This is a genomic window from Streptomyces sp. NPDC059037, from assembly GCF_042740015.1.
Lineage (GTDB): Bacteria > Actinomycetota > Actinomycetes > Streptomycetales > Streptomycetaceae > Streptomyces.
In genome coordinates this window covers 1-22,779 of record NZ_JBHYIG010000153.1, presented here as the reverse complement: position 1 = coordinate 22,779, position 22,779 = coordinate 1, and the positions used below count along the sequence as shown (strand labels likewise).

Sequence of the window (22,779 nt, the reverse complement as noted above, 5' to 3'; positions counted from 1 at the left end):
GCCCGCGGGGCGGGGGCCGCCGGCCACTGGGAAGCGGGCGATCCTACACACACAAACGGGGCCCCCCCGACCGGGGGGCCCCGCTCTCATCTTCTGTGGGCTGTTCTTGAGTGATGCGGACCAGGGGTTTCGTGGGCCTTGTGGAGATCGTTGCCCGCTGTGGAGGTGATCGTTGCCCGCTGTCAGGGGTGTGGGGTTCCGCTACCTTGGTCCTGCTTCGCCGGTGGCTTGTTCCTGAAGTCGGCTCGGATCCCCCAACAGGCCTTTGCAGGTGATGAGTTCGGGTCCGACGGGATGGATGGCATCGCCGATATAGGATCGGCCTATGGGGCGTTCCAGGCCGATCGAACCGCTGTCTGAGCCACTCGCGGATGGAGTGGTCGCCGTGAGGTTCCGGCGTGAGTCCGATGTGAGTGCGATCGGGGCAGCGAGCTGCGACCCTGAAACGCGGCGTTGGCTCGATGACACACCCGTGGACGAAGCCGCTCGCAGCACGAGCGTGTCCCGGGCGGAAGAGGCATGGCGAACCGGGCAGGCGACCCCGCTGGTGATCGCGGATGCCACCACGGACGAGCCGGTCGGGATCATTAACCTGCAGTTCCGGGACGATGATGTGGCAACCATCGCCTACAGCGTGTTCCCTGCCAGCCGCGGCCAGGGGATCGCCCCGCGGGCCGTGCAACTGCTTGCGGGATGGGCCTTGAGCGATCTTGGATTGACTCAACTGCTGCTTGAGGCTGACCCGGAGAACACGTCCTCGGTCAGGGTTGCCGAGAAGTGCCGGTTTCAGCGGATTGGCAGTCGCGTTGAGTCAAGTGCGGAGGGCCAAAACACGCTGATTGTGTTCGCCTGCACGAAGGTTTGATCTCGAATGGGTCTGATCAGCAGTGACGTGGCCGCCTCACAGTTCCCTGCTCGTTGACTGAGTGATCCCATTTCGCCCGCCTTGCACATGCGTGGGATCTGTCTGCCTCATTTCGTGATCATCTCCTAGAGTGTGGGTGATGGATTCCCCAACTGGCCAATGATTACGGCTAGTTGGACGGAATCGACCTCGTGGCGAGGGGGCGATTCGTGACGTCGCTGCTGGAGAAGTTGCACGCGCGGGCGTCTGCGTCGCAGGCGCGGGCGAAGGAGTTGCGGATTCAGATCACTGCGCTTCAAGAGGAACTCACGGCCGAGGAGACGCGGCTGTCGCGCTGGACGGTGACTGCGGAGACGGTGGCTGCATTGCTGGCCGAAGAGGGCGCCAGCGAGGAGGACGTAGCCGTGGAGGCGGTGGTCGGCGAGGGGACGCCGGCGGCGGTTGCGGCGGAGCGGCCGCGGGCGGTGGTCTCGGCGCCGGTGACGAGGGCGGATGGTGAGGTGTTGTCCGAGGCGAACGAGGATGTGGTTCTCGCGCTGGCGTCGGCGGGGCGGCCGCTGCGGTCGAGGGAGATCTGTGAAGCGCTCGGCCTGGGGACAGATCACCGGCGGGTGGAGGGGATGCGCACGAAGCTGAAGCGGCTGGTCAAGTACGGCTGGCTGGCCGAGGAGGCAGTGGGATTGTTCTCGATCGCCCCCGGTGTCGGGGACGCCAGAGCCGGCGGTGACGCGAACAGGGTGGCTGCCGAGGCCGTGCAGGAGATGGCTGCCGAGGAGGCGTGAGGTGGCGCCGCCGGGAGGACTAGTCCCGGCGGCGCCGGGGTTGCGTGAGCGCCCCGAACTGAGAAGAAGAGGCTCGCGCGTCTCGAAGAGTAGTGCTGTTGCGCCGTGTTGGGTTCGCCGAGCCGTAACTGGGCGCCGGCCTGCGGTTATTGCAGGTTGTGGGCTGGGGCCGGGAGGGCTTTGGCGGCATGTCTGCACCGTTAGCGGCGCGCAAGCGGCGGCCACAGCGGGGTGTTCAGGCCCGCCTCGAGACGGGCGATGGTGGCGACGTCGGGCCAGGTCCGGCCGTCGAGGACGTCGCCGATGGTCTGGCGGTTGATACCCAGCAGGTCAGCGGCACCGCGGCGGCTGAGGCCGCGCTCCGAGAGGGCGGCGGCCATACGACGGGCGATGGTCTGGACGACCGCTGCGGCGATGTCGTCGACGACTGCGTCGGGCCAGGCTTCCGGATCGCGGGTCAGTTCCCGGGGCGCGCGGGAGCGCGCGTTTCCTCCGACCATGCTTCCACGCTCCTGTTCGTCGAGGTCGTACGCGACTTGGGCGGCAGGTTGTCCTGCCGGTATTCGTGGTCCATGGCACTGGATGCGGCGACGTCTTCGGTCATCGACGCGTACGCTCCGCGCGCGCCGGGTTCTGTCTGGGATGAGGTGGCGCCGCTGGTGAAGGCGGTGGTCACGGCCACGGTCGAGCGGGTGAGCTACGCGGTGGAGGACTTGCTGCACGTGGTTGCCCGGCTGGCGATCTGGGCGGAGGGGCGGGGCATCGAACGCGAGCCGGCCGTCTGGCTGCGGAACGAGACAATCGACGCGTTCGTGCTGACCGGCTGCGCGGGCCTGAAGCCCGGCACGTTGCGCACCTACCGCACGTGGCTTCGCCGGGTCAGGGATGTGCTCGTCTGGGACGGCGGCGGCGAGAGCGAGGGAACCAGGCTGTCGGCCCCGCCCGCGCCCGCGCCGCCTTACGGGTCTGGTGAGATCGCCCAGCTTCGTTCCTGGGCCGGGCAGTTGCGGCCCCGCACCCGTCTCGATGCGCTGGCTCTGCTCGCGCTGGGAGAGGGCATGGGTCTGGCTCCTGGGGAGATCGCCCGCCTGCGCGGCAGTCAGCTTCGCTTCACCAGGTCCGGCGCCTGTGTGCTGGATGCCGGTGTGTTCGGTCGGCTGCTGGTGGCCCGCGCGGAGTGGGAGGACACCCTCGCCGAGCTGGCCGGGCGAGCCGGGGAGGACTTCCTGTTCCGTCCCGGTCACCAGGACCCGCCGCCCGACAACTTGATCGCTTCGTGGACGTGGCAGCACCGCCCCGACGATCCGCTGCCCCGCTTGAACGCCCGGCGTCTGCGCGCGTCTTGGATCGTGTCGTTGATGCGACGCCGGATCGATCCGGGGGTGATCGCGGCGGCGGCCGGGCTCGCCTCGACCGCCTCGCTCGCCCGCTACCAGCATTTCGTGCCCCCGCTCAGCGCGAAGGAGACGGCACAGCTGCTTCGAGGCCACCGGTGAGGGCCCTGTCGCCAGGCCATCCGACCGCTGTCCATCGGGGTCGTCCGCGGCCGGTGACCGACGCTCCGGCCCGCATCCCGGACTCCAAGGTGTTCCAGCTGGCCGCCCTGCTGGACCGCTCCGGCGCCATCGGCCTGATCGACCAAGCGCTGGGGCCGCGGCCGGGGCCGACAGGGCTGCCGGTCAGGACGGTGCTGACCGGGCTGCTGGTGTCCCTGCACTACACCGGGCGGGCCACTCTGGCCGAGGCCTGGCGCATCCTCGCCTTCAGCCTCTCGCCCACCGCTCAGCAGCGGCTCGGCGTTGCGCGGGTTGCCCCGTCGGCTCTGTCGCGGCGGATCTACCGGTCCTTCGACCGCGTCACCTCGGCCCTCGACCCGGCCCGCCATGACCGTCGGCGCCGCCTCCCGCTCGCTGAAGCCGCACCCATCGCGGCTGCCTGGGAGGACGACGAGCCGGGGCATGCCCGCAAGAAGACGGTGCTGCAGCAGATCTGCACCGCGCTGATCTGCGAGACCGTCCGTATCGCCCGTCGATGCGGGGCCCTGAAGCACTGGCGGGGCGACGTCGGCATCGACGCGACCGCCTTGCCGTCCTGGCACAAGCCCGCCAGCCAGCGACGCCGTCTGGCCTCCCTCGACCTCACCGCGGGCTGGCACTTCTCCGGCGGATCCCGCGAGCCCACCTTCGGTCTGAGCGGGCACCTCGCTCTGGCCGCGCTGTCCCGTCCGGCCAGGGGCCGCATCGCCCAGATCGCGCTCGGCCTGGTCGTCGACCATCCCGGACGCCGCACCGGAGCCAACGCCCTCACCCTGCTCAGGCCGCTGGCCGCACTCGATCTCCCCATCGGCACGCTGGCCGTTGACCGCCTCTACACCGGCGCCCGCCCCGAAACGTTCGCGCTGCCCGCCCGCGAGCTGGGATACCGGCTCGCCCTGGACTACTCCCAGGACCAGCGCGGCATCCAGGGCACCCACCGCGGCGCCCTCATGATCGACGGCACCCTGACCTGCCCGATGATCCCGCCCGTCCTCGCGAACGCCACCCACCGCCTCGACGACAACGAGGCCCGCAGCCCGAACGAGATCACTGCCACACGGATCAACAGCCGGAAGCCGTACTTCCTCCACCTCAAACAGGGCCCTGACGGCAGCGGGGCGATCCGGCTGGCCTGCCCGGCCGCCGGCCCCGCGCCGACCGTGAACTGCCCCCGCAGGCCCGCCGCCAACGGCCCGCCACGAACCCTCGACCTCACCGATCCACGACAGCGATCCACGCACCCGGCCGCACGGCCCACCGTGATCGCCCCGCCACTGCCGACCGAGCAGGGGCCGGACATCTGCCGCCAGCAGTCGATCACCATCCACCCCGGGAACCTCGGAACACTGGAGAAGTTCCGCCAGGACCTGCCCTACCTCACCGACGCCTGGACCAGCACGTTCGCCGTGATCCGACCGCAGAACGAGGGAATCAACGGCATCCTCAAGGGCCACCGCATCGACATCTCCGAGCCGAAGAACCGACTCGCGCATGGCCGCGTCGCCCAGACACTGCTGACCACGCTCATGGTCACCATCGCGAACCTGATGATCCTCGACGTCTTCTGCCAGACCACCCGCGGCGAACACCTGCCCGCCACCAGCTACGACACCGAACCCCACACCGCCGAGGAACCGATTCCCACACCGACCGGACGTCCCCCGCCAACGGCACCGTGACGACCCGGAAGTGAACAGCCACACCAACCGCCGCCACGAGACGTCCCCGGTCCCGCAGCCACACCACCGCGCGCTCCGCCGCATCGACCACCCCCGGAAGGCACCCCCGAGAGCCCCGGAACCGCCACTCAGCCCCGGCCGGACCTCAAAACACCCCCGAAAACTGCAAGATCCCGCCCAATCGACTCGATCGGACGGGATCTCAGGAAGCCAACCTGAGCGAACTCAAGAACTTCCTTTCTGTGGAGCTAAGGAGAATTGAACTCCTGACCTCCTGCATGCCATGCAGGCGCTCTACCAACTGAGCTATAGCCCCTTGCTTGCTTCCGCCCGGTTCCCCCGGCGGCTCCGCCAACATTACACGGTCCTCCCCGTGCTCCACCAAATCGTTTCCCTTCTGTACGGATACGGCCGGTACTGTCTGCCTTCGTGACCGTGATCGCGCTCGCCGCCGCCCGTCGCCGCGTTCCCCCCGCCGCCTGGGTCTGCCTGCTGTCCTTCACGGCCTTCTGGCTCGCACAGCGTGCCGCCGACGTCTCGATGATCGACCTGATGGTCTACCGCGCCGAGGGCGAGACCGTGCGCGCGGGCGGCGACCTCTACGCGCTGCGCACCACCGAGGCCCATCTGCCCACCACCTACCCGCCGTTCGCCGCCCTCCTCTTCACGCCGCTGACGCTCCTGGACACGGCGGACATGCGCACCCTGGCGACGCTCGGGAACCTGCTGCTGCTCGTGGTGCTCGTCCGCCTCTCCCTGCGCCTGATCGGAGATCCGCGGCACGCGGGCGTGGAGAGCGCGCTGTGGGTGGCGGCGCTCGCGATCTGGGCGGAGCCGGTGTGGACGACGCTGCGGTACGGCCAGGTCAATCTGCTGCTCGCCGTCCTGGTCCTGTGGGACCTGTCCCGGCGGCCGGGCCACCGCTGGGCGGGCGTGGGCATCGGCGTCGCGGCGGCGGTCAAGCTCACGCCCGCGCTCTTCGCGGTGTTCCTGCTGCTGACCGGTGCCGCCGAGGCCGTGCGGCGGGGGCAGTGGCGGGTACCCGTGCGGCACGCGTGCGTGGCCGCCGCCTCGTTCGCCGGCGCGACGCTGCTCGCGGCCGCCGTCCTGCCGTACGACTCCTGGCGCTTCTGGACCCGGATGGTCTTCGACGCGGGCCGGGTCGGGCTCGCCGAGGACACCGCGAACCAGTCGCTGCGCGGCGTCCTCGCGCGGCTTCTGCACACCGAGGAACCGGGCCTGCGGTGGGCGGTGACCGCGGCGGCGGTCGGCGCGCTCGGCCTCGCCGTCGCCGTCGCCGCCGAGCTGCGCGGGGAGCGCGCCCGCGCGGCGGTGGCCTGTGCGGCGACGGCACTGCTCGTCAGCCCGGTGTCGTGGTCGCACCACTGGGTGTGGTGCGTACCGATGGCGCTGCTTGCGTGGACGGCGGCGGTGCGCCGGGGCGGCCGGGCCAGATGGGCGGCGACCGGAACCGTCACGCTGGTCTTCTGCTCGTACGCCCTGTGGTGGGTGCCGCATGGCGTGGGACGGCTTGAACTCGGCCAGAATTATGGCCAAATGACGCTGTCCGCCCTCTACGTAGTGACCGCTTTCGCGTTCCTGCTGCAAGAGATGCTGCAAGGGATCGGACGCCGGGCCCGCCCGGAGATCAAGCCGTGGCGAAGGAGTAGAAGCGCTTGAGCGTGCAGTGCTCGTCGAGCAGCCGACCGTAGATCGGCTCCCCTTCGAGCTCGCGGTACGTCTCGATGGGGTCGCCTTTTATGATCAGCGCCCGCGCGCACTCCTCGCACCAGTACTGGTAGTCCTGGTTGACCGGCTCCATGTCGCGGACGATCGGCGTACCACTGCCGCACCAGTCGCACTTCCGCCTGTGTGCACCCATCGATCAGCTCCAGCTGTGGCCGCAGGCCGTGCACACGTACGAGACACCGCCGTTGTCGCCGAGTACTTGGGCGACATGGGACGAACCGCAGGACGGACAGGTCAGGAGGGCGATCGCCGCGAAGGGAGCGGCAGCGCGCCGCGGCGCGGCCACATCGATGAGGCCTTCGGCCCCTTCGAGGATGCTCGCAGGCATCGCTCTCCCTTCCGTCGGGTCACATTCGGTGATCTGGTGCGGTCCCCTTCCGGCCGTCCGATTCTGCCACGGTCTGAGCGAACCGGTCAGCGACGCATTCGTACCAGTCCGGACACGGCGCCAAGGGCGGCAGCCCCTGCCAGTGCGTACGAGCACACCAGGAGCGCGTCCGCGGATGAATACGCCCCCGGAGCCCCTTGTGACTCAAGCCGGTTGAGGAAAAGTGCGCCGAAGACCGCGACACCGGTCAGCTGGCCGAGCTGAGCGACCGTCGAGAGCAGGCCGCTGGCGTCCGCGGCGTCCTCCGGCCGCACCGTGGAAAGCGCCCGGGTGAGCGTCGGGCTGAAGCCGAGGGCAAGGCCCACGCCCATGCCCACGAAGGCCGCATACAGCCACGGGCCGCCCTCCCCGCCGTCGCGCAGCACCAGGCCCACGGCGAGCGCGGACACCGAGGTGAGCGCGAACCCACCGGGAATCAGCGCGCGTTGGGCCGCCGCGGGCCAGCGCCGCCAGGTCAGGCCGACCACGCCGAAGACCACAGCGGTCGGCGCGAACGTGAGCCCTGCACGCAACGCGCTGTAGCCGAGACCGCCCTGGATGTGCAGGGTGAGCACGAAGAGGAAGCCCGCGTTGACCGCCATCACCACGGCGATCCGGAAGACCGCGAGGCCCATGCCCGGGATGCGCAGGACCCGCGGCGCGATCAGCGGCGCCCCGCCACCGCGGGAGAGCCGGGACTCGTAGCCGCAGAAGAGCGCGAAGACGACCGCCGCCGCACCGAGGGAGAGCCATGACCACAGCGGCCAGCCCTTCTCCTGGCCGAGCACCAGCGGCACGGTGAACAGCGAGACCGCGGCGCCGAGCAGCACAAGCCCCGGCAGATCGAGCCCGCGGGACCGCTCCCCCGCCGCCGCCCCGGTCCGCTCCGCCGCCTTCTCCCCGGCCCGCCCGGCGCCACCGCCCCCGTCGCGCGGCAGCACCCGCCCCGCCACGACGAGCAGGGCCACGCCGACCGGCACGTTCACCAGGAACACCGGGCGCCAGCCGGTGCCGAACAGATCGGCGCTGACCAGGATTCCGCCGAGCACCTGGCCCGCCGCGGCCCCGATCGCGAGGACCGCCGAGTACGCGCCGAGGGCCCGCGTGCGCGCCTCGCCGGTGAAATTGCGCTGGATCAGGCTGAGCACCTGCGGGATGAGCAGCGCCGAGCCCGCGCCCTGCAGCAGCCGGAAGGCGATCAACTCGCCCGTGCCCTGGCTGAGTCCGCAGGCGAGCGAGGCGACGGTGAAGACCGCGAGCCCCACGAGATACATCCGCCGGTGCCCGACGCGGTCGCCGAGCCGCGCTCCGGTGATGAGCAGCACCGCGTACGTGATGGTGTAGCCGGCGATCACCAGCTGCAACCCGGCGCCGGACGCGCCGAGTTCGTCGCGGATGGTGGGTGCGGCGACATTGACGATGAAGACGTCGAGCAGCGCCATGAACTGGGCCGCGATGACGACCGCGAGCAGCCGTCCGGGGCGATTGTCAGTGCCAGGGGCTTTACTGAGTAGGTGACTTGGACCAGTGGGATCGGTCGGAGTTGCCGTTGCCATGGCAGCGAGCCTGCGCGCGGCTCGGTACGGGTAACGAGAGCCTGCCGATGCTGGTACTGACAGCACCTGGCAGCGTTCGGCGCGGGCACGGACGATGGGGATGTGACGACGATGGGGACGACTCAGCGACGGCGGCCGGAGCTCGCCGCCTTCCTGCGCAGCCGCAGGGCCCGGGTGACACCGGCCGATGTGGGCATGCCGCCCGGCCTGCGCCGCCGCACCCCGGGCCTGCGCCGCGAGGAGGTCGCGCAGCTCTCCGGGGTGGGCGTCACCTGGTACACGTGGCTGGAGCAGGGCCGCCCCATCAACGCCTCGGCGCAGGTCCTGGACGCCGTGGCGCGCACGCTGCGTCTGGAGCAGCCCGAGCGCGAGCATCTCTACCACCTGGCCGAGGTGCCCTATTCGCCGGACCCGGAGTGCGCCGCCAAGGCCGTCGGCCCGGAGATCCAGGGCATCATCGACGCCCTCGATCCGCACCCGGCGGTGGTCTACAACGCGCGGTACGACATCCTCGCCACCAACCCCGCCTACCGCGACCTCTTCTTCGTCCCGCAGGTCGCGGCCCTCGGCGTACCGAACGTGCTGTGGACGCTGTTCATCGTGCCCGACCCCGTGTGCCCGCTGGTGTACCGGGAGACGGAGCTGCCGGTGATGGTGGCGACGCTGCGCAGTGCCTACGGCCGGCATGTGGGCGAGCCCGCCTGGGAGGCGTTCATCCACCGCCTGTCCTCCGCGAGCCCGCTCTTCGCCGAGCTGTGGGAGAGCGGGAACGTGGCGCCGCCGGGACCCCGTGTGAAGACGTTCCGGCACGAGGCGGTCGGCGAGCTGCGGATGACGTCGGTCTCGCTGTCCATCAACGGCATGCCGGAGTGCCGGATCGTCGCGTACACACCGGACGACGAGGAGAGCAGGCAGCGGACGGCGCGACTGCGCGAGATGCGGGAGCCGCTGTGGCCCGTAGAAGCCATGGAACCCATAGAACCCATAGCGCCCATTGCACCCGTAGCACCGATGGGATCCATGGAACCGACGGACCGATAGCGGCCCCGGGAACGGAAAATCCCGCCCTCTGACGAGGACGGGATCCGGATTGTGGAGCTAAGGAGAATTGAACTCCTGACCTCCTGCATGCCATGCAGGCGCTCTACCAACTGAGCTATAGCCCCTTGCGTTCTCCCCGCTCGGCGGGCGAACAAGAAGAACTTTAGCCTGCGACCAGCCGGAATGTGAAATCCGGGTCCGACCGCCCGTCGAAGCGGCTCCGGGGCGCTCAGTCGTCGTCGCCGAGCACCGGTTCCGGCAGCGTTCCCGCGTTGTGTTCCAGGAGGCGCCAGCCGCGCGCGCCCTGGCCGAGGACGGACCAGCAGCAGTTGGAGAGCCCGCCGAGGCCCTCCCAGTGATGGGACTCCAGGCCGAGGAGGCGGCCGATGGTGGTGCGGATCGTGCCGCCGTGACTGACCACCACGAGCGTGCCGTTGTCCGGCAGCTTCTCGGCATGGCGCAGGACGATCGGCGCGGCCCGGTCGGCGACCTCGGTCTCGAGCTCGCCGCCGCCGCGGCGCACCGCTTCGCCGCGCTTCCACGCGGCGTACTGGTCGCCGAAGCGGGCGATGATCTCGTCGTGCGTCAGGCCCTGCCACTCACCGGCGTACGTCTCCTGGAGACCCTCCTCGTGCGTGACGGGGAGGTCGGTGATGGCGGACAGCTCATCCGCCGTGGCCGCGGCCCGCTTCAGGTCGGACGCCACGATCGCGTCCGGCTTCAGCGAGGCGAGCAGCCGGGCGGCGCGCCTGGCCTGCGAGACGCCTGTGTCGGTCAGCTCGATGTCCGTGGAGCCCTGGAAGCGGCGCTCCAGGTTCCACGCCGTCTGGCCGTGCCGCCACAGGATGATCCGGCAGCCGCGGTTGTTCACCGAAGCTCACCGTCCAGGTCGGCCTCCTCCGCGGCCCGCTGCTCGGCGTGCTCGGCGGCCTTGCCGCGGGTCGCCTTGGCGTCCTCGGGCAGGTCGATCTCGGGGCAGTCCTTCCACAGACGCTCGAGGGCGTAGAAGACACGCTCCTCGCTGTGCTGGACGTGCACCACGATGTCCACGTAGTCGAGGAGGATCCAGCGGGCGTCGCGGTCCCCCTCGCGGCGGACCGGCTTGGCGCCGAGCTGCTTGTTCAGCTGCTCCTCGATCTCGTCGACGATCGACTTGACCTGGCGGTCGTTGGGCGCGGATGCGAGCAGGAAGGCGTCCGTGATCGACAGCACGTCGCTGACGTCGTACGCGATGATGTCGTGCGCGAGCTTGTCGGCCGCCGCCTGCGCGGCGGTGGTGATGAGCTCGATGGAGCGGTCCGTGGCGGTCACAGTTGAGCTTTCCTTCGGAGGGCAATACCTCACCAAGGGTCTCACGGACCGCCGACAGCACCCCCGGCGTTTTTTCGATCACCCTGTCTGCTGCGTCACCCCGGCGGTGTTCCCGGCCGGGGCGACGCAGCGGACAGCGCTCGTCTCAGCCCGTCTCTCAGCCCGTCTCTCAGCCCGTCTTGTAGTCCTGGCCGAGCACCACCGAGACATCCGCGTTCGGTGCGGTCTTGCCCTTGCGGACGGCGCTCTCCGGCAGGCCGAGGGTCTTGGCGACCTCGGCGGCCTGCGTCTTCTTGGCCACGTCGGCGTACGTGACCTGCGACGCCGCCTGGGCGACCGACCCCGCGCCGCTGTCGACGAAGGTGTAACCGCCGTTGACCAGGGAGATCCGTGCGTCCTGTCCCGCGCCCTTGGTCCCGGAGGCGTTCTTGACGCCGACCCGCAGGGCCGCGTCCTTCTCCGGGCTCTTGACCGCGCCGCCCAGGACGTTCTCGACGACGCTCTCGCCGGCCTTCTCCGACAGCGTTCCGTCCTGCTGGACCGGGAGCAGCTGGGTGGCGTAGTCGCCGCCCTTGGCGCGGTCGGCGAGCTTGGCGAGGAAGGCGCCCAGGTCCTTCTCCTTGAGCGACGGGTCCAGGATCTGGGCCAGGGACTGCACGGTGGTCGTCGCGGCCTGCGGGTCGGAGGACAGCTTCCGCAGGACGCCCTGCATGACCGCGCCGAAGCGGCCGAGCTGGTCCGTCTCGGACTCGCCGGACGCCCGGTAGGTGGCGTACGCGACGGCCATCGGGCCGCTCAGGGTCTGCTGCTCGCCCTTCTTGACGAGCGGGGCCTCGCCCTTCTTCGCCTTGGGGTCGGGCACATTGGCGTTCGTGTCGATGTCGATGTTGCCGACGAGTTCGACGAGGTTGTTCAGGTAGGGGGTGTCGAGGCGCCAGGTGCCCTCGACCTGGGTGCCGAGCAGCGCGTCGATCGACTCGCGCGTGCCGGTCGAGCCGTCGTCGTCGACCGACTTGCCCAGGGTCGTCCCCGTACCGTCGTCGTCCGTCACGGAGAGGGAGTTGGGCAGCAGCACGGTGGTGCCGCGTTTGGCGGTGGTGTTGTTCACCAGGAGCGCGGTGGAGGTGCCGCCGCCCTTCGTGTTGTGCAGGTGGACGACGATCACGTCGCGGTTCTGCGGTCCTGCCGCGGCGCCGCCGCCACCGGTCTTGTCGTCCGAGACACCGGGCAGCTTGCCCGCGTACCAGAGGTAGCCGACGCCGCCCGCGACGACGAGCGCGAACACCACGATCAGCACGACGACCCGGGAACGCCCGCGCCGCTTGGCCTCCTCGCGCCGCTCGGTGCGGCTCTCGGTGAACTTCAGCCAGTCGATGACGTCTTCGGATTCCTCGTCCGGCTCCTCGATGAACGAGAACTGCTGCGTCTCGTACGCACGCTCGCGTTCGCGCTCGGGTGCCGGCTCCCGCTCGGGCACCGGCCGCCGCGGCTGCGGCTGCGGCGGTACGGCCTCCGGGGGCTGCCGCGGAGGCTGTTGCTGCTGCGGGATCCAGCCGGTCTGGGTCTGCTGCGACTGCGGCTGCTGCTGCGCCTGCTGCCGACCGTACGGCGGGTACGAACCGGTGTCGTACGCCCCGGAGTCGTACGGCGGCACGGGAGGCTGCTGCCCCGTCGCGTACGGGTCGTAGCCGTAGCCCTGCGGCTGCTGTTGCTGCTGTTGCCGCGGAGGCTGTTGCTGCTGAGCCCCGTACTGGTCGTACGAAGCCGAGGGCTGCACCTGCTGGTACACCGGCTGGCCGTACTCGTCGTACCCGACGACCTGGTACTGGTCAGCCGCGTACTCGCCCGCATACGGGTCGCCGCCCGCGTACGGGTCGTACTGTCGGTCGTTCACCGGTGCCCCTCTCGGCTCAGTCGCCGCGGTACAGCTCGCGCTTGTCGATATAACGCACCACACCGTCCGGCACCAGGTACCAGACGGGGTCCCCCTTGGCGACCCGTGCACGGCAGTCCGTGGACGAGATGGCGAGAGCGGGCACCTCCACAAGGGAGACGCCGCCTTCGGGAAGCCCGGGGTCGGCCAGCGTGTGGCCGGGCCGGGTGACCCCGATGAAGTGCGCCAGGGAGAAGAGCTCCTCCGTGTAGCGCCAGGTCAGGATCTGGCCGAGGGCGTCGGCGCCCGTGATGAAGAAGAGGTCCGTGTCCGGGTTGAGCGTGCGCAGATCGCGCAGCGTGTCCGTGGTGTACGTCGGTCCGCCGCGGTCGATGTCGATGCGGCTCACCGAGAACTGGGGGTTCTCGGCGGTCGCGATGACCGTCATCAGATAGCGGTCCTCGGCCGGGGACACCACCTTGTCGCTCTTCTGCCACGGCTGCCCGGTCGGCACGAACACCACCTCGTCGAGGTGGAACTGCGCGGCGACCTCCTGGGCCGCCACCAGGTGTCCGTGGTGGATCGGGTCAAACGTTCCGCCCATGACGCCCAGGCGGCGCTTGCCCTTACTGGCCGGGCCGGTACCGGGACCGGTAGGCATGTCCTGCTCTCCCATGCGTGCAGACCCTACCGGCCCGGCGGACGGGCTCCGTTTCAGCGTCCGTTCAGCGGGACCGCTCAGCGGTCCCGGTTGAAGCGCGTGGTGATCCACAGAAGCAGGCAGAGAACGACGAACGCGCCGCCGCCGGTGATCAGAGGGTTGAGGCTTTCGTGGTTGCCGCCGTGCTCGCCGCCCTCGGAGGCGAGAGTGACCAGCTGGGCGGCGGTGCTGTGGAGGCTCATCTCAGGCAGGACCTATCCGGGGGTGGGATGGACATAAAGACTTCCGGGCCATCGTATGCGGGGGCCACGGCGGAGCTCACGCCGACTCAGCCGTCCCGCTCGGCGCGCTCCTCGGCCTGACTCCGGCTCTGGCCCTGGCTCTCGCCCTGACTCTGGCCCGGCCCCTCGCCTCGGCCCTCTCCCTCGTCCTGACCCTGCTTGTATCCCCGGAGCAGGAACCACCCCACCAGGACGCAGCCGACGACCATGACGATCAGCACGACGCGGAGCAGATTGCCCGCCCCCTGCTCCTTGGCGGCCAGGTCTGCCGCCTCCGTGACCCAGTGGTGGGATGCGGCGCTGTGCTCCATGACGGACGACATGACGGACGACTCCATTCGCTGTGCTGCCCTGTCACGGTAACTCCGCCTACGCTGGGACCCACCTCGGGGGCATGACTGGACGAGCATGGGGGATGGGGCATGACCGACGACAACGACCACGGCCACGCGAACGGCGGCCAAGAAGACAGCGGTCACGAGAACGTGCCGAGCCGGCAGCGCAGGCGCTTCCCCGGCATCTCGTCACGGGCGTACGAACACCCGGCGGACCGCTCGGCCCTGGTGGCCCTGCGCAAGCTCAGCGGCTTCGACACGGTCTTCAAGGCCCTCAGCGGCCTGCTCCCCGAGCGGAGCCTGCGGCTGCTCTTCCTGTCGGACTCCGTACGGGTCTCCGACGCACAGTTCGCGCACCTCAACATCATGTTGCGGGACGCCTGTTACATCCTGGACCTGGAGAAGGTCCCGCCGATGTACGTGAACCAGGACCCGAACCCGAACGCGATGTGCATCGGCCTCGACGAGCCGATCATCGTGGTGACCACGGGCCTCGTCGAGCTGCTCGACGAGGAGGAGATGCGGGCGGTCATCGGCCACGAGGTGGGGCACGCGCTGTCCGGCCACTCGGTGTACCGGACGATACTGCTCTTCCTCACCAACCTCGCGCTCAAGGTGGCATGGATCCCGCTCGGCAATGTGGCGATCATGGCGATCGTGACCGCCCTGCGCGAGTGGTTCCGCAAGTCCGAGCTGTCGGCGGACCGCGCGGGGCTCCTGGTGGGCCAGGACCTCAAGGCGTCGATGCGCGGCCTGATGAAGATCGCGGGCGGCAACCACCTGCACGAGATGAACGTGGACGCGTTCCTGGAGCAGGCCGCGGAGTACGAGGCCGGGGGCGACCTGCGCGACTCCGTACTGAAGATCCTGAACATGCTGCCGCGTACGCACCCCTTCACCACCGTGCGCGCCGCCGAGCTGAAGAAGTGGGCCGAGACCCGCGACTACCAGCGGATCATGGACGGCCACTACCCCCGCCGCGACGAGGACAAGGACACCTCGGTCTCGGACTCCTTCCGCCAGTCCGCATCCAGCTACGCGGACGATGTGCGGCAGAGCAAGGACCCGCTGATGAAGCTGGTCAACGACATCGCGGGCGGCGCGGGCGACCTGGGCGGCAAGCTGCGCGGGAAGTTCACCGGGGGCGGCGGGCAGGGCGGGCAGGACCGCGGCCCCACCGAGGACAAGTAGCCTTCACGGCCAACCCTCACGGCCAACCCTCACAGCGAAGGCTGGGCGGTCGCCGCGAGCGACCCGCACAGTGCCGTGGCATCCCCCGTCGCGTACGGATCGGTGCCCGCGGGGCCGCCCGCCTTCGCCTTCTGCCCGGCGAGCAGCGGCCGCAGCTGGTTCGCGGCGTCTGCGGAGCAGGTGAGCGGTCCTGCCTGCATGTACGAGACGATCAGCTCGGTCTGGCGCATCCGCAGGTCGTCGCGGTCGAAGCGGAACTGCAGCTCGCGGCGGACGGTGAACAGCGAGGCCTTGGCGTGCTCGTCCTTGCCGTCCTTGGCCTCCTTGCCGACGGGCCGCAGGGCGTAGACGAAGGTGTGGTCCGAGGTCACCTCGAGGGTGTCCTTGTCGGTCTCGGTGGCGTGCAGCGAGCCCTGGACGCGGATTCCGGGCGAGGCCAGGGCCACCTTCGTCGGGTCGAACCGCACCAGCCAGCCGGTGGGCGCGTGGCGCCCGTCCGCGGCGGGGTGCGCGAAGCTCTGGTCGAACTGGTCGAGCTGCTGCGGGTCGAGCAGGATCCGCGCGGACCGCACGGTGCCGCCGGTGAGCACGTCCGGGTCGAGCGAGGACTCGACGAGATAGTCCTTGGCGGTGGTCAGGGCGGTCATGACCTGGCCGTCCGAGAAGTGTGAAGTGCCGCGCGACGAGGGCAGGTTGATGCCGGACGCGCCCACCCGGAACTGCGCGGCGGGGCTGTGCGCGTACAGCTCGGCGGGCTTCTCGGCGCCGGGCACGGCTCCCTGCGGGGCGAGCGGTATGACCGTCATCCGCAGCGGTTCGGGGCGCTGGGCGACCGGGGCCTGATACGGGTGGCGTACGCCCATGTAGATCGCGGTGCCGAAGGCGACGGCGATCAGCAGGACGAGGATCACGGCCTGCTTGGAGTAGTTCCGGCGGGCCGCGGCGGGGCGGCGGCGCACCGCACGTGCGTGATCACCCATGCGCTCCTGCGCGGAGTACTCCTGGAGCCGTGCGGCGCGGACGAACGACTCGTCGAAGACGACGGATCGGTACTCGTCCTCGCCACCGGCGGGAGCGCCCTCGGGTGTCCCCTCAGGTGGTTCTCCTGGCCCGGCCATACTTTCAGGGTAGGTCTCCTGGCTGTCAGGTAAACGCGCTGGTGCGCGACAACTTCTGACAAGTTCCTACGGGGTGCGCGGCGCCGCCGAGACGGGCGGCTGGCCGTACTCCGCGGAGGCCGATGGCTCCGTCGAGACGGGCGGCGGGATGCGGTCCTGGCGGCCCGACGAGGCTCCTCGGTAGACCGCCGTGAAGGCGAGCGCGACCATGCCGATGCCCATCAGGAGGGCGAGCATCCAGGCGACGGGGCGGTGCCAGCGGGCCTGGCCGGTGTAGCCGCCCGGCCGGCCGTAGCCGTCCTGCGCGAATTCACGGTCGTAGACGTCGTCGAGGTCGGGGTCGTGGCCGAAATCGCCGCCGTCGTCCGGGCCGAAGCCGTCTTCGTAGAGGTCGTCGTCCGGCGATTCGCGTCCTGGACCACGGGTGCGGGCCCGGCGGGCCTCGGCCTCGGAGGCCTCGGCGCGCGCCTGGGCGGCGGCCAACAGCCGCTCCACCGCGGTGGGTTCATGGACCTCGGCGGCCTTGACGAAGTCCTCGTCGAAGACCACGGAGGCGAACTCTTCGTCCGCACCCCCGCGGTCGCGGTCGTCGTCGGGCTCCCCGCCGTCAGGAAACGACGGCGTGCCCCCCACGTCCTCCGGCACCCTTCCAGCGTAGCCCCGGAAGGGGCAATCTGGGCAGACGGTAAGGGAATTCAGCCGATGCTCCGCGGCGGCGGCTTCAGCGGATGTGACCGTCGCCGGTGACGATGTACTTCGTCGAGGTCAGCTCGGGCAGCCCCATCGGGCCACGGGCGTGCAGCTTCTGCGTGGAGATGCCGATCTCGGCGCCGAAGCCGAACTGGCCGCCGTCGGTGAAGCGCGTGGAGGCGTTCACGGCGACCGTCGTGGAGTCCACGAGCTGCGTGAAGCGGCGCGCGGCCTGCTGCGAGGTGGTGACGATGGCCTCCGTGTGCCCCGAGGTCCACAGCCGGATGTGCTCGACCGCCTGCTCCAGGGAGTCGACGATGCCCGCAGCGATGTCGTACGAGAGGTACTCGGTCTCCCAGTCCTCGGTGGTCGCGGGCACGACGGTGGCCTTGGACGCGTCGGCGTAGGTGAGCACACGCTCGTCCGCGTGCACCGTGACGCCCGCATCGGCCAGCGCGTCCAGGGCGCGCGGCAGGAACGCGTCGGCGATGTCCGCGTGCACGAGCAGCGTCTCGGCGGCGTTGCAGACGCTGGGGCGCTGCGCCTTGGAGTTGATCAGGATGTCGACGGCCATGTCGATGTCGGCCTTCGCGTCCACGTAGACATGGCAGTTGCCGGTGCCGGTCTCGATGACCGGGACGGTGGACTCCTCGACGACGGTCTTGATCAGCGAGGCGCCGCCGCGCGGGATGAGCACGTCGACGAGGCCGCGGGCGCGCATCAACTCCCGCACGGAGTCGCGGCTTTCACCCGGGACGAGCTGGACGGCGTCGGCGGGAAGTCCGGCGCCGTGCACCGCGTCGCGCAGCACCCGCACGAGCGCCGTGTTCGATTCGTACGCCGATGACGAGCCGCGCAGCAGCACGGCGTTGCCGGACTTGAGGCAGAGGGCGGCCGCGTCCACGGTGACGTTCGGACGGGCCTCGTAGATGATCCCGACGACGCCGAGCGGGACGCGGACCTGGCGCAGGTCGATGCCGTTGGGGAGCGTCGAGCCGCGGACGACCTCGCCCACCGGGTCGGGCAGCGCGGCCACGTCGCGCACGTCGGCGGCGATGGCACGGACCCGCTCCGGGGTGAGGGTGAGCCGGTCGACGATCGACTCGCTGGTGCCGGCCTCGCGGGCGCGGGCGGTGTCCTTGCCGTTGGCCTCGACGATCTCGGCGGTGCGCACCTCGAGCGCGTCGGCGATCGCGAGCAGCGCGTCGTCCTTGGCGGCGCGCGGCAGTGGCGCGAGCGTGGCGGCGGCGCCGCGGGCGCGGTAGGCGGCCTGGGCGACCGGCGAGAGGTTGTCGTAGGGCGAGACGGGCGAGAGGGACGTCATGCCCGCAGGGTAATGCGCGGCGGGCGCGGTCCACCCCTTGTTTCAGCAGCCGAGACCGCGGTGCTCACGACGGCTCAAAAAGGGTGGACGCCCACCGGGGTCGCGGGCAGGGGGCCGTACCCTTCCGCGATCCGCTGGTGGTAGGTGTCGCGGTCGATCACTTCGAGCCCCACGATCTCCCACGGCGGGAGCTGCGCGCTCTGCCGGTGCTCGCCCCAGAGGCGCAGCGCGACGGCGGCCGCGTCGTGCAGGTCCCTGGCCTCTTCCCAGTAGCGGATCTCCGCGTGGTCGGGCGCGTACCTGCTGGTCAGCAGAAAGGGATGGTCGTGGGCGAGCTGTTCGAGGCCGCGTCGGACCTCCTTGAGGGGGGCCTCGGCTCCTGAGACGCTCAGCGTGACGTGCCACAGACGGGGCGCCTCCACCGTCTCGCCCTCCCTCTCCTCCGTCTCGGGCAGCTCATCCGTCCCGTCCGTCTCGCCCGCCGCTCGCGTGCCACCTGCGTACGTCGCCCCCGCGGCGACGCTCGTCAGGGCCCGCTCGGCCGACCCGCGGGACGCCGCCCCTGGGCGCACTCGTCTCACGACGGCCTCCTTTACTCAATGGTGGTGCCGATACGCAACGGTCGTGCGGAAGTGTCTGGAACAAAGTTGAGCAGGCCAAGCGCCCCCGCGGGGCGGTTTTGGGGAGTTTCACCTCGCAGGGGCCGGTCGGCGCGGGGCGTTCGCGCCTGTTTTCGGCCGAGGCCCCCGAGGGCTTCTGTGGCTGCTGGTACGGCGGAACCACGGACCGCCCGGGGGCTCGCGAGGGGCTAGTGGTGCAGCAGGACCAGGTCGTCGCGGTGCACGACCTCCCGCTCGTACGCCGGTCCGAGCTCCCGCGCGAGCTCGCGCGTGGAACGGCCGAGCAGCTGCGGCAGCTCCTTGGCGTCGAAGTTCACCAGACCGCGCGCCACGGCACGCCCCGCGGCATCCCGCAGCTCCACCGGGTCGCCCGCGGAGAAGTCGCCCTCGACGGCCGCGATGCCGGCGGGCAGCAGCGACTTGCGCCCCTCGACCACCGCGCGCACCGCCCCCTCGTCGAGGGTGAGCGCGCCCTGCGGCTCGGATGCGTGCTGCAGCCACAGGAGACGGTCGGCGGAGCGGCGTCCCGTGCGGTGGAAGTACGTCCCCGTGTCGCGGCCCGCCAGGGCGTCCGCGGCCTGGCTCGCGGAGGTCAGGACCACCGGGATACCGGCGGCCGCGGCGATCCCCGCCGCCTCGACCTTGGTGACCATGCCGCCGGTGCCGACGCCCGCCTTGCCGGCGCTGCCGATCTGGACGTGCGCTATGTCGGCGGGCCCCGTGACCTCGGAGATCCGGGAGGTGCCCGGCTTGGCCGGGTCACCGTCGTAGAGGCCGTCCACGTCGGAGAGCAGCACCAGCAGGTCGGCGCGGACCAGATGGGCGACGAGGGCGGCGAGCCGGTCGTTGTCGCCGAAGCGGATCTCGTCGGTCGCCACGGTGTCGTTCTCGTTCACCACGGGCAGCGCGCCCATCGCCAGGAGCTGGTCGAGGGTGCGGGACGCGTTGCGGTGGTGCGCGCGCCGCGCCATGTCGTCGGAGGTGAGGAGCACCTGCCCGACGCGTACGCCGTAACGCGCGAAGGAAGCGGTGTAGCGGGCCACGAGAAGGCCTTGGCCGACACTGGCGGCCGCCTGCTGCCGTGCGAGGTCCTTGGGCCGCCTGCGAAGGCCCAGCGGCGACAGGCCGGCGGCGATGGCGCCGGACGAGACGAGCACGATCTCGCGCTCGCCGCCGCTGCGGCTCTTGGCGAGCACGTCGACGAGGGCGTCGACACGGTCGGCGTCCAGACCTCCCGCCGCGGTGGTCAAGGACGAGGACCCGACCTTGACGACGACCCTGTGGGCCTCTGCGATGCCCTGCCTTGCCCCTGCCACGTCTACCCCAATGGTCCCTGCGCGCTTGGACCTGCAATCTACGCGAGTACGGACAGCCGGTGCCCGCCCATTCCGAAGGGCGGACCCCACCCCTGAGGGGAATCAAGCCCTTCGGGTTCCGTTACCTTTGCCCCTTTATCCGGTGATTGTGGTCACGGAAGATTGCTACAGAGCCGCCGCACGTCATACGGTCAGTGGTCGACTTCCCCCGTCCGATCCCCCCGATCCCCCCGATCCCCCGCCAGGAGCCCAAGCCCGTGCCCTCTGCCGGACTCGCCCCACGCCGCATCGCACAGCTCTCCGCGCTGTTCTCGATGTTCGCGCTCTTCACGGCCCAGCTCGTCAGCGCGCTGGTCCCGTATGTCCCGGTGTTCGTCGCCGCGTCGGCAGCGAACCTCGCGCTCGACGTCTATCTGCAGTACAAGCAGCCGGGGCTCCTCTCCCTCCTTGGCAAGATCCGCTTCGACGTCACGGTGCGGCAGCTCCTGCGCGACATGCTGATCCTGGTCGGCCTGCTGCGCATCGACGGCATCGAGCCGCTGGCCGAGCAGTCGCCGCTGACGATCTCGCTGCTCGCCTTCTACTTCCTGCACTTCGGCTGCCAGGCCACCGCCATACTGGTGCGCCGCAGCCGCCAGCTGCCGATCGTCACGCGGAACATCGACGCCTCCGCGCTGCACCTGACCGCGGCCCCGCCGCGGATCCTGGCCCGCCGCCAGGCGCACCGCCTCCTGACGTTCTCGATCCCCACCACGGTCGGCCTGGTGATCACCGCCGCCACGACGGACGCCTACTGGGGCGGCATCGGCCTCGGCCTCTCCATCGCCATGATGGGCATCGGCGCGATCTACCTCGCCACCTGGCTGCTTCCCAAGAAGCGCGCGAAGAACGACCAGCGGGTCATGGAGTGGCTCGACGAGTGGCTGGCCGAGTACCAGCCGACCGTCGCCATGTACTTCTCCGGCGGCACGACGTCCGCGTACCAGGCCAACATGTGGCTCTCCACGCTCTCCCGGCTCGACGGCAACCCGCTGATCGTGCTGCGCGAGCGGTTCATGGTGCAGAAGATCGACGCGACGGACGTCCCGATCATCTGCTTCCCGAAGGTCGCGACGATGTTCTCCCTGGAGACCTCGACGCTGAAGATGATGCTGCACCCGGCGAACGCCGCGAAGACCTCGCAGGTCCTGCGCATCCCCACGATCAAGCACGCCTTCATCAACCACGGCGAGAGCGACAAGCTGTCCTCCTGCAACCCGTACGCGAAGGCGTACGACGAGGTGTGGGTGGCGGGCCCCGCCGCGCGCGACCGCTACCAGGCCGCCGACGTCGGCGTCGAGGACAAGGACGTGGTCGAGGTCGGCCGCCCCCAGCTGTCCCCGATCCTGCCGTACACGGGCGCCCCCCAGGGCACGTACACGACCGTTCTGTACGCCCCCACCTGGGAGGGCTGGGACGGCAACCCCGGCAACACGTCGGTGACCCTCGCGGGCGAGAACATCGTCCGGAACCTCCTCGCCGACGACGGCGTACGCCTCATCTACAAGCCGCACCCGATGACCGGCTCGCAGGACCCGCGTGCGGGCGCCGCCAACGAGCGCATCAAGGCGATGATCCGCGACGCCGCCGCCCGGCGTTCCGGCCCCCGCCCCGGCCCGGAGGCCGCGGCCGAGCTCGAACTGCGTGCCGCGGAGCTCGACAGGCTGACCTCCACCGCGTTCCGCAAGGGCGTGGACGAGATGGAGCGGATGATGCTCCAGGGCACGCCCGACGGCGACCAGCAGGCCGCGGTCGCCGAGGCGACGGCGGCCTGGGAGGCGGCGTACTGGGCGTCGTTCCCCGAGTGGGAGCACCAGATCATCACGACCGCGCGTCCGGCGATCTTCTCCTGCTTCAACCAGGCCGACCTGCTGATCAGCGATGTCTCCTCGGTGGTCTCGGACTGGCTGTCCAGCGAGAAGCCGTACGCCGTCGCCAACACGTCCGGCATGTCCGAGGCGGACTTCCGCACGAGCTTCCCGACGGTGAGCGCCGCGGCGATCCTCACGCCGGCCGCCGAGGACGTCCCGGCCCTCATGGAGTCCGTCCGCTCCCCGGAGAAGGACGTCCACGCCGACTCCCGTGCCGCCCTCAAGGAGCACCTCCTCGGCCCCTCGGACCCGCCGTCCCTGGTCCGCTTCAACGAGGCGGCGCTCGCCCTTTCGGCCAAGGCCGACGAGCGACGGCTCCGGATGGCCACCCGCATCGACGCGGAGATTCCCGGCCAGCGGGCCGCGGAGGACGCGGCGGAGGAAATGGAGTCCGAGGCGACTCCTGAGCAGAACGGTGCTGAGGACTCTGTGACGGCGTAAGTACCGTCCGGTCATGAGAAGGGGGGGCGCGGGGGGCGGGGGGGGGGGGGGGCCTGCGGTGTTAGAATATGGGGGGGGGGGGGGTGGTGGGGGGGGAGTCGCGGGGCGCCCCGGCGGGGCGGGGGCGCCCGGCC

23 protein-coding genes and 2 tRNA genes are annotated in these 22,779 nt (G+C 70.5%); 8 read left to right on the top strand and 17 right to left on the bottom strand.

Annotated elements, in window-relative coordinates; genetic code table 11:
- The first annotated feature begins 325 nt into the window (after positions 1-325).
- Both ACFWY6_RS27580 and ACFWY6_RS27575 read left to right on the top strand, forming a co-directional pair.
- Positions 326-865: a GNAT family N-acetyltransferase gene (locus ACFWY6_RS27580; protein ID WP_384695592.1), complete on the top strand. Its 540-nt coding sequence runs from the start codon at positions 326-328 to the stop codon at positions 863-865.
- Positions 866-1,074: 209 nt separating this feature from the next.
- Entirely contained in the window at positions 1,075-1,647 is a 573-nt protein-coding gene (locus ACFWY6_RS27575) for a hypothetical protein (RefSeq protein WP_384695590.1), read from the top strand.
- 200 nt (positions 1,648-1,847) lie between these two features.
- Here the strand turns inward: ACFWY6_RS27575 and ACFWY6_RS27570 are convergent, their stop codons facing one another.
- Complete coding sequence (locus ACFWY6_RS27570; RefSeq protein ID WP_384695587.1) at positions 1,848-2,147, bottom strand: helix-turn-helix transcriptional regulator; 300 nt, start codon at positions 2,145-2,147, stop codon at positions 1,848-1,850.
- A gap of 72 nt (positions 2,148-2,219) precedes the next feature.
- Between ACFWY6_RS27570 and ACFWY6_RS27565 the strand changes: the two genes are divergently transcribed.
- Both ACFWY6_RS27565 and ACFWY6_RS27560 read left to right on the top strand, forming a co-directional pair.
- Positions 2,220-3,143, top strand: a complete 924-nt coding sequence (locus tag ACFWY6_RS27565) for a hypothetical protein (protein WP_384695584.1) — start codon at positions 2,220-2,222, stop codon at positions 3,141-3,143.
- 53 nt (positions 3,144-3,196) lie between these two features.
- Positions 3,197-4,861 carry a hypothetical protein gene (locus ACFWY6_RS27560; RefSeq protein ID WP_384695581.1) on the top strand — a complete coding sequence of 555 codons (1,665 nt, stop codon included), beginning with the start codon at positions 3,197-3,199 and terminating at the stop codon, positions 4,859-4,861.
- 243 nt (positions 4,862-5,104) lie between these two features.
- On the opposite strand, the gene ACFWY6_RS27555 is transcribed toward ACFWY6_RS27560, so the two are convergent.
- Positions 5,105-5,177 (bottom strand) — tRNA-Ala (locus tag ACFWY6_RS27555).
- Positions 5,178-5,290: 113 nt separating this feature from the next.
- Between ACFWY6_RS27555 and ACFWY6_RS27550 the strand changes: the two genes are divergently transcribed.
- The gene (locus ACFWY6_RS27550; protein ID WP_384695578.1) at positions 5,291-6,541 is read left to right on the top strand and encodes a glycosyltransferase 87 family protein; all 1,251 of its coding nucleotides are present in this window, start codon (positions 5,291-5,293) and stop codon (positions 6,539-6,541) included.
- Here ACFWY6_RS27550 and ACFWY6_RS27545 read toward each other — a convergent pair.
- From ACFWY6_RS27545 to ACFWY6_RS27535, 3 genes are all read right to left on the bottom strand, one after another.
- Entirely contained in the window at positions 6,510-6,743 is a 234-nt protein-coding gene (locus ACFWY6_RS27545; RefSeq protein WP_006137425.1) for a hypothetical protein, read from the bottom strand. The genes ACFWY6_RS27550 and ACFWY6_RS27545 overlap by 32 nt on opposite strands.
- 3 nt (positions 6,744-6,746) lie before the next feature.
- Positions 6,747-6,938, bottom strand: a complete 192-nt coding sequence (locus tag ACFWY6_RS27540; protein WP_266867040.1) for a hypothetical protein — start codon at positions 6,936-6,938, stop codon at positions 6,747-6,749.
- A gap of 86 nt (positions 6,939-7,024) precedes the next feature.
- A complete protein-coding gene (locus ACFWY6_RS27535) occupies positions 7,025-8,533 on the bottom strand; it encodes an MFS transporter (RefSeq protein WP_384695573.1) in 1,509 nt (502 codons plus the stop codon).
- 111 nt (positions 8,534-8,644) lie between these two features.
- On the opposite strand from ACFWY6_RS27535, the gene ACFWY6_RS27530 reads away from it, so the two are divergent.
- Entirely contained in the window at positions 8,645-9,574 is a 930-nt protein-coding gene (locus ACFWY6_RS27530) for a helix-turn-helix transcriptional regulator (RefSeq protein ID WP_384695570.1), read from the top strand.
- 52 nt (positions 9,575-9,626) lie between these two features.
- Here the strand turns inward: ACFWY6_RS27530 and ACFWY6_RS27525 are convergent.
- The 7 genes from ACFWY6_RS27525 to ACFWY6_RS27495 form a co-directional block, all read right to left on the bottom strand.
- Positions 9,627-9,699, bottom strand: a tRNA-Ala gene (locus tag ACFWY6_RS27525).
- Between the two features lie 104 nt (positions 9,700-9,803).
- Positions 9,804-10,445: a histidine phosphatase family protein gene (locus ACFWY6_RS27520; protein WP_384695567.1), complete on the bottom strand. Its 642-nt coding sequence runs from the start codon at positions 10,443-10,445 to the stop codon at positions 9,804-9,806.
- Positions 10,442-10,885 carry a ribosome silencing factor gene (rsfS, locus tag ACFWY6_RS27515; RefSeq protein ID WP_266867032.1) on the bottom strand — a complete coding sequence of 148 codons (444 nt, stop codon included), beginning with the start codon at positions 10,883-10,885 and terminating at the stop codon, positions 10,442-10,444. The genes ACFWY6_RS27520 and rsfS overlap by 4 nt, the downstream gene beginning before the upstream one ends.
- A gap of 169 nt (positions 10,886-11,054) precedes the next feature.
- Complete coding sequence (locus ACFWY6_RS27510; RefSeq protein WP_384695564.1) at positions 11,055-12,779, bottom strand: LCP family protein; 1,725 nt, start codon at positions 12,777-12,779, stop codon at positions 11,055-11,057.
- Positions 12,780-12,795: 16 nt separating this feature from the next.
- A complete protein-coding gene (nadD, locus tag ACFWY6_RS27505) occupies positions 12,796-13,434 on the bottom strand; it encodes a nicotinate-nucleotide adenylyltransferase (protein ID WP_266867029.1) in 639 nt (212 codons plus the stop codon).
- Between the two features lie 62 nt (positions 13,435-13,496).
- Positions 13,497-13,661, bottom strand: coding sequence for a hypothetical protein (locus ACFWY6_RS27500; protein ID WP_384695561.1), 165 nt, complete (start codon positions 13,659-13,661; stop codon positions 13,497-13,499).
- Positions 13,662-13,747: 86 nt separating this feature from the next.
- Positions 13,748-14,023: a hypothetical protein gene (locus ACFWY6_RS27495; RefSeq protein WP_384695595.1), complete on the bottom strand. Its 276-nt coding sequence runs from the start codon at positions 14,021-14,023 to the stop codon at positions 13,748-13,750.
- Between the two features lie 99 nt (positions 14,024-14,122).
- Here ACFWY6_RS27495 and ACFWY6_RS27490 point away from each other — a divergent pair, with 99 nt between their 5' ends.
- Complete coding sequence (locus ACFWY6_RS27490; RefSeq protein ID WP_384695558.1) at positions 14,123-15,226, top strand: M48 family metallopeptidase; 1,104 nt, start codon at positions 14,123-14,125, stop codon at positions 15,224-15,226.
- A gap of 29 nt (positions 15,227-15,255) precedes the next feature.
- Here the strand turns inward: ACFWY6_RS27490 and ACFWY6_RS27485 are convergent, their stop codons facing one another.
- From ACFWY6_RS27485 to proB, 5 genes are all read right to left on the bottom strand, one after another.
- Complete coding sequence (locus tag ACFWY6_RS27485) at positions 15,256-16,344, bottom strand: hypothetical protein (RefSeq protein WP_384695556.1); 1,089 nt, start codon at positions 16,342-16,344, stop codon at positions 15,256-15,258.
- 66 nt (positions 16,345-16,410) lie between these two features.
- Positions 16,411-16,989, bottom strand: coding sequence for a hypothetical protein (locus ACFWY6_RS27480; RefSeq protein WP_384695553.1), 579 nt, complete (start codon positions 16,987-16,989; stop codon positions 16,411-16,413).
- A 76-nt stretch (positions 16,990-17,065) separates the two neighbouring features.
- Positions 17,066-18,358 carry a glutamate-5-semialdehyde dehydrogenase gene (locus tag ACFWY6_RS27475; protein WP_361820186.1) on the bottom strand — a complete coding sequence of 431 codons (1,293 nt, stop codon included), beginning with the start codon at positions 18,356-18,358 and terminating at the stop codon, positions 17,066-17,068.
- A 74-nt stretch (positions 18,359-18,432) separates the two neighbouring features.
- Positions 18,433-18,939: a hypothetical protein gene (locus ACFWY6_RS27470; protein WP_384695550.1), complete on the bottom strand. Its 507-nt coding sequence runs from the start codon at positions 18,937-18,939 to the stop codon at positions 18,433-18,435.
- A 227-nt stretch (positions 18,940-19,166) separates the two neighbouring features.
- Positions 19,167-20,294, bottom strand: coding sequence for a glutamate 5-kinase (proB, locus tag ACFWY6_RS27465; RefSeq protein ID WP_384695547.1), 1,128 nt, complete (start codon positions 20,292-20,294; stop codon positions 19,167-19,169).
- Positions 20,295-20,551: 257 nt separating this feature from the next.
- Between proB and ACFWY6_RS27460 the strand changes: the two genes are divergently transcribed.
- Complete coding sequence (locus ACFWY6_RS27460; RefSeq protein WP_384695544.1) at positions 20,552-22,645, top strand: hypothetical protein; 2,094 nt, start codon at positions 20,552-20,554, stop codon at positions 22,643-22,645.
- The last annotated feature ends 134 nt before the right edge of the window (positions 22,646-22,779 follow it).

What these genes read in the sequence shown, in the direction of transcription:
- ACFWY6_RS27580 (WP_384695592.1), top strand. Translation starts at nt 326, where the DNA reads ATGGGGCGTTCCAGGCCGATCGAACCGCTGTCTGAGCCACTCGCGGAT.
- ACFWY6_RS27570 (WP_384695587.1), bottom strand. Translation starts at nt 2,147, where the DNA reads ATGGTCGGAGGAAACGCGCGCTCCCGCGCGCCCCGGGAACTGACCCGC.
- ACFWY6_RS27565 (WP_384695584.1), top strand. Translation starts at nt 2,220, where the DNA reads ATGGCACTGGATGCGGCGACGTCTTCGGTCATCGACGCGTACGCTCCG.
- ACFWY6_RS27545 (WP_006137425.1), bottom strand. Translation starts at nt 6,743, where the DNA reads ATGGGTGCACACAGGCGGAAGTGCGACTGGTGCGGCAGTGGTACGCCG.
- ACFWY6_RS27540 (WP_266867040.1), bottom strand. Translation starts at nt 6,938, where the DNA reads ATGCCTGCGAGCATCCTCGAAGGGGCCGAAGGCCTCATCGATGTGGCC.
- ACFWY6_RS27535 (WP_384695573.1), bottom strand. Translation starts at nt 8,533, where the DNA reads ATGGCAACGGCAACTCCGACCGATCCCACTGGTCCAAGTCACCTACTC.
- ACFWY6_RS27530 (WP_384695570.1), top strand. Translation starts at nt 8,645, where the DNA reads ATGGGGACGACTCAGCGACGGCGGCCGGAGCTCGCCGCCTTCCTGCGC.
- nadD (WP_266867029.1), bottom strand. Translation starts at nt 13,434, where the DNA reads ATGGGAGAGCAGGACATGCCTACCGGTCCCGGTACCGGCCCGGCCAGT.
- ACFWY6_RS27500 (WP_384695561.1), bottom strand. Translation starts at nt 13,661, where the DNA reads ATGAGCCTCCACAGCACCGCCGCCCAGCTGGTCACTCTCGCCTCCGAG.
- ACFWY6_RS27495 (WP_384695595.1), bottom strand. Translation starts at nt 14,023, where the DNA reads ATGTCGTCCGTCATGGAGCACAGCGCCGCATCCCACCACTGGGTCACG.
- ACFWY6_RS27490 (WP_384695558.1), top strand. Translation starts at nt 14,123, where the DNA reads ATGACCGACGACAACGACCACGGCCACGCGAACGGCGGCCAAGAAGAC.
- ACFWY6_RS27485 (WP_384695556.1), bottom strand. Translation starts at nt 16,344, where the DNA reads ATGGCCGGGCCAGGAGAACCACCTGAGGGGACACCCGAGGGCGCTCCC.
- ACFWY6_RS27475 (WP_361820186.1), bottom strand. Translation starts at nt 18,358, where the DNA reads ATGACGTCCCTCTCGCCCGTCTCGCCCTACGACAACCTCTCGCCGGTC.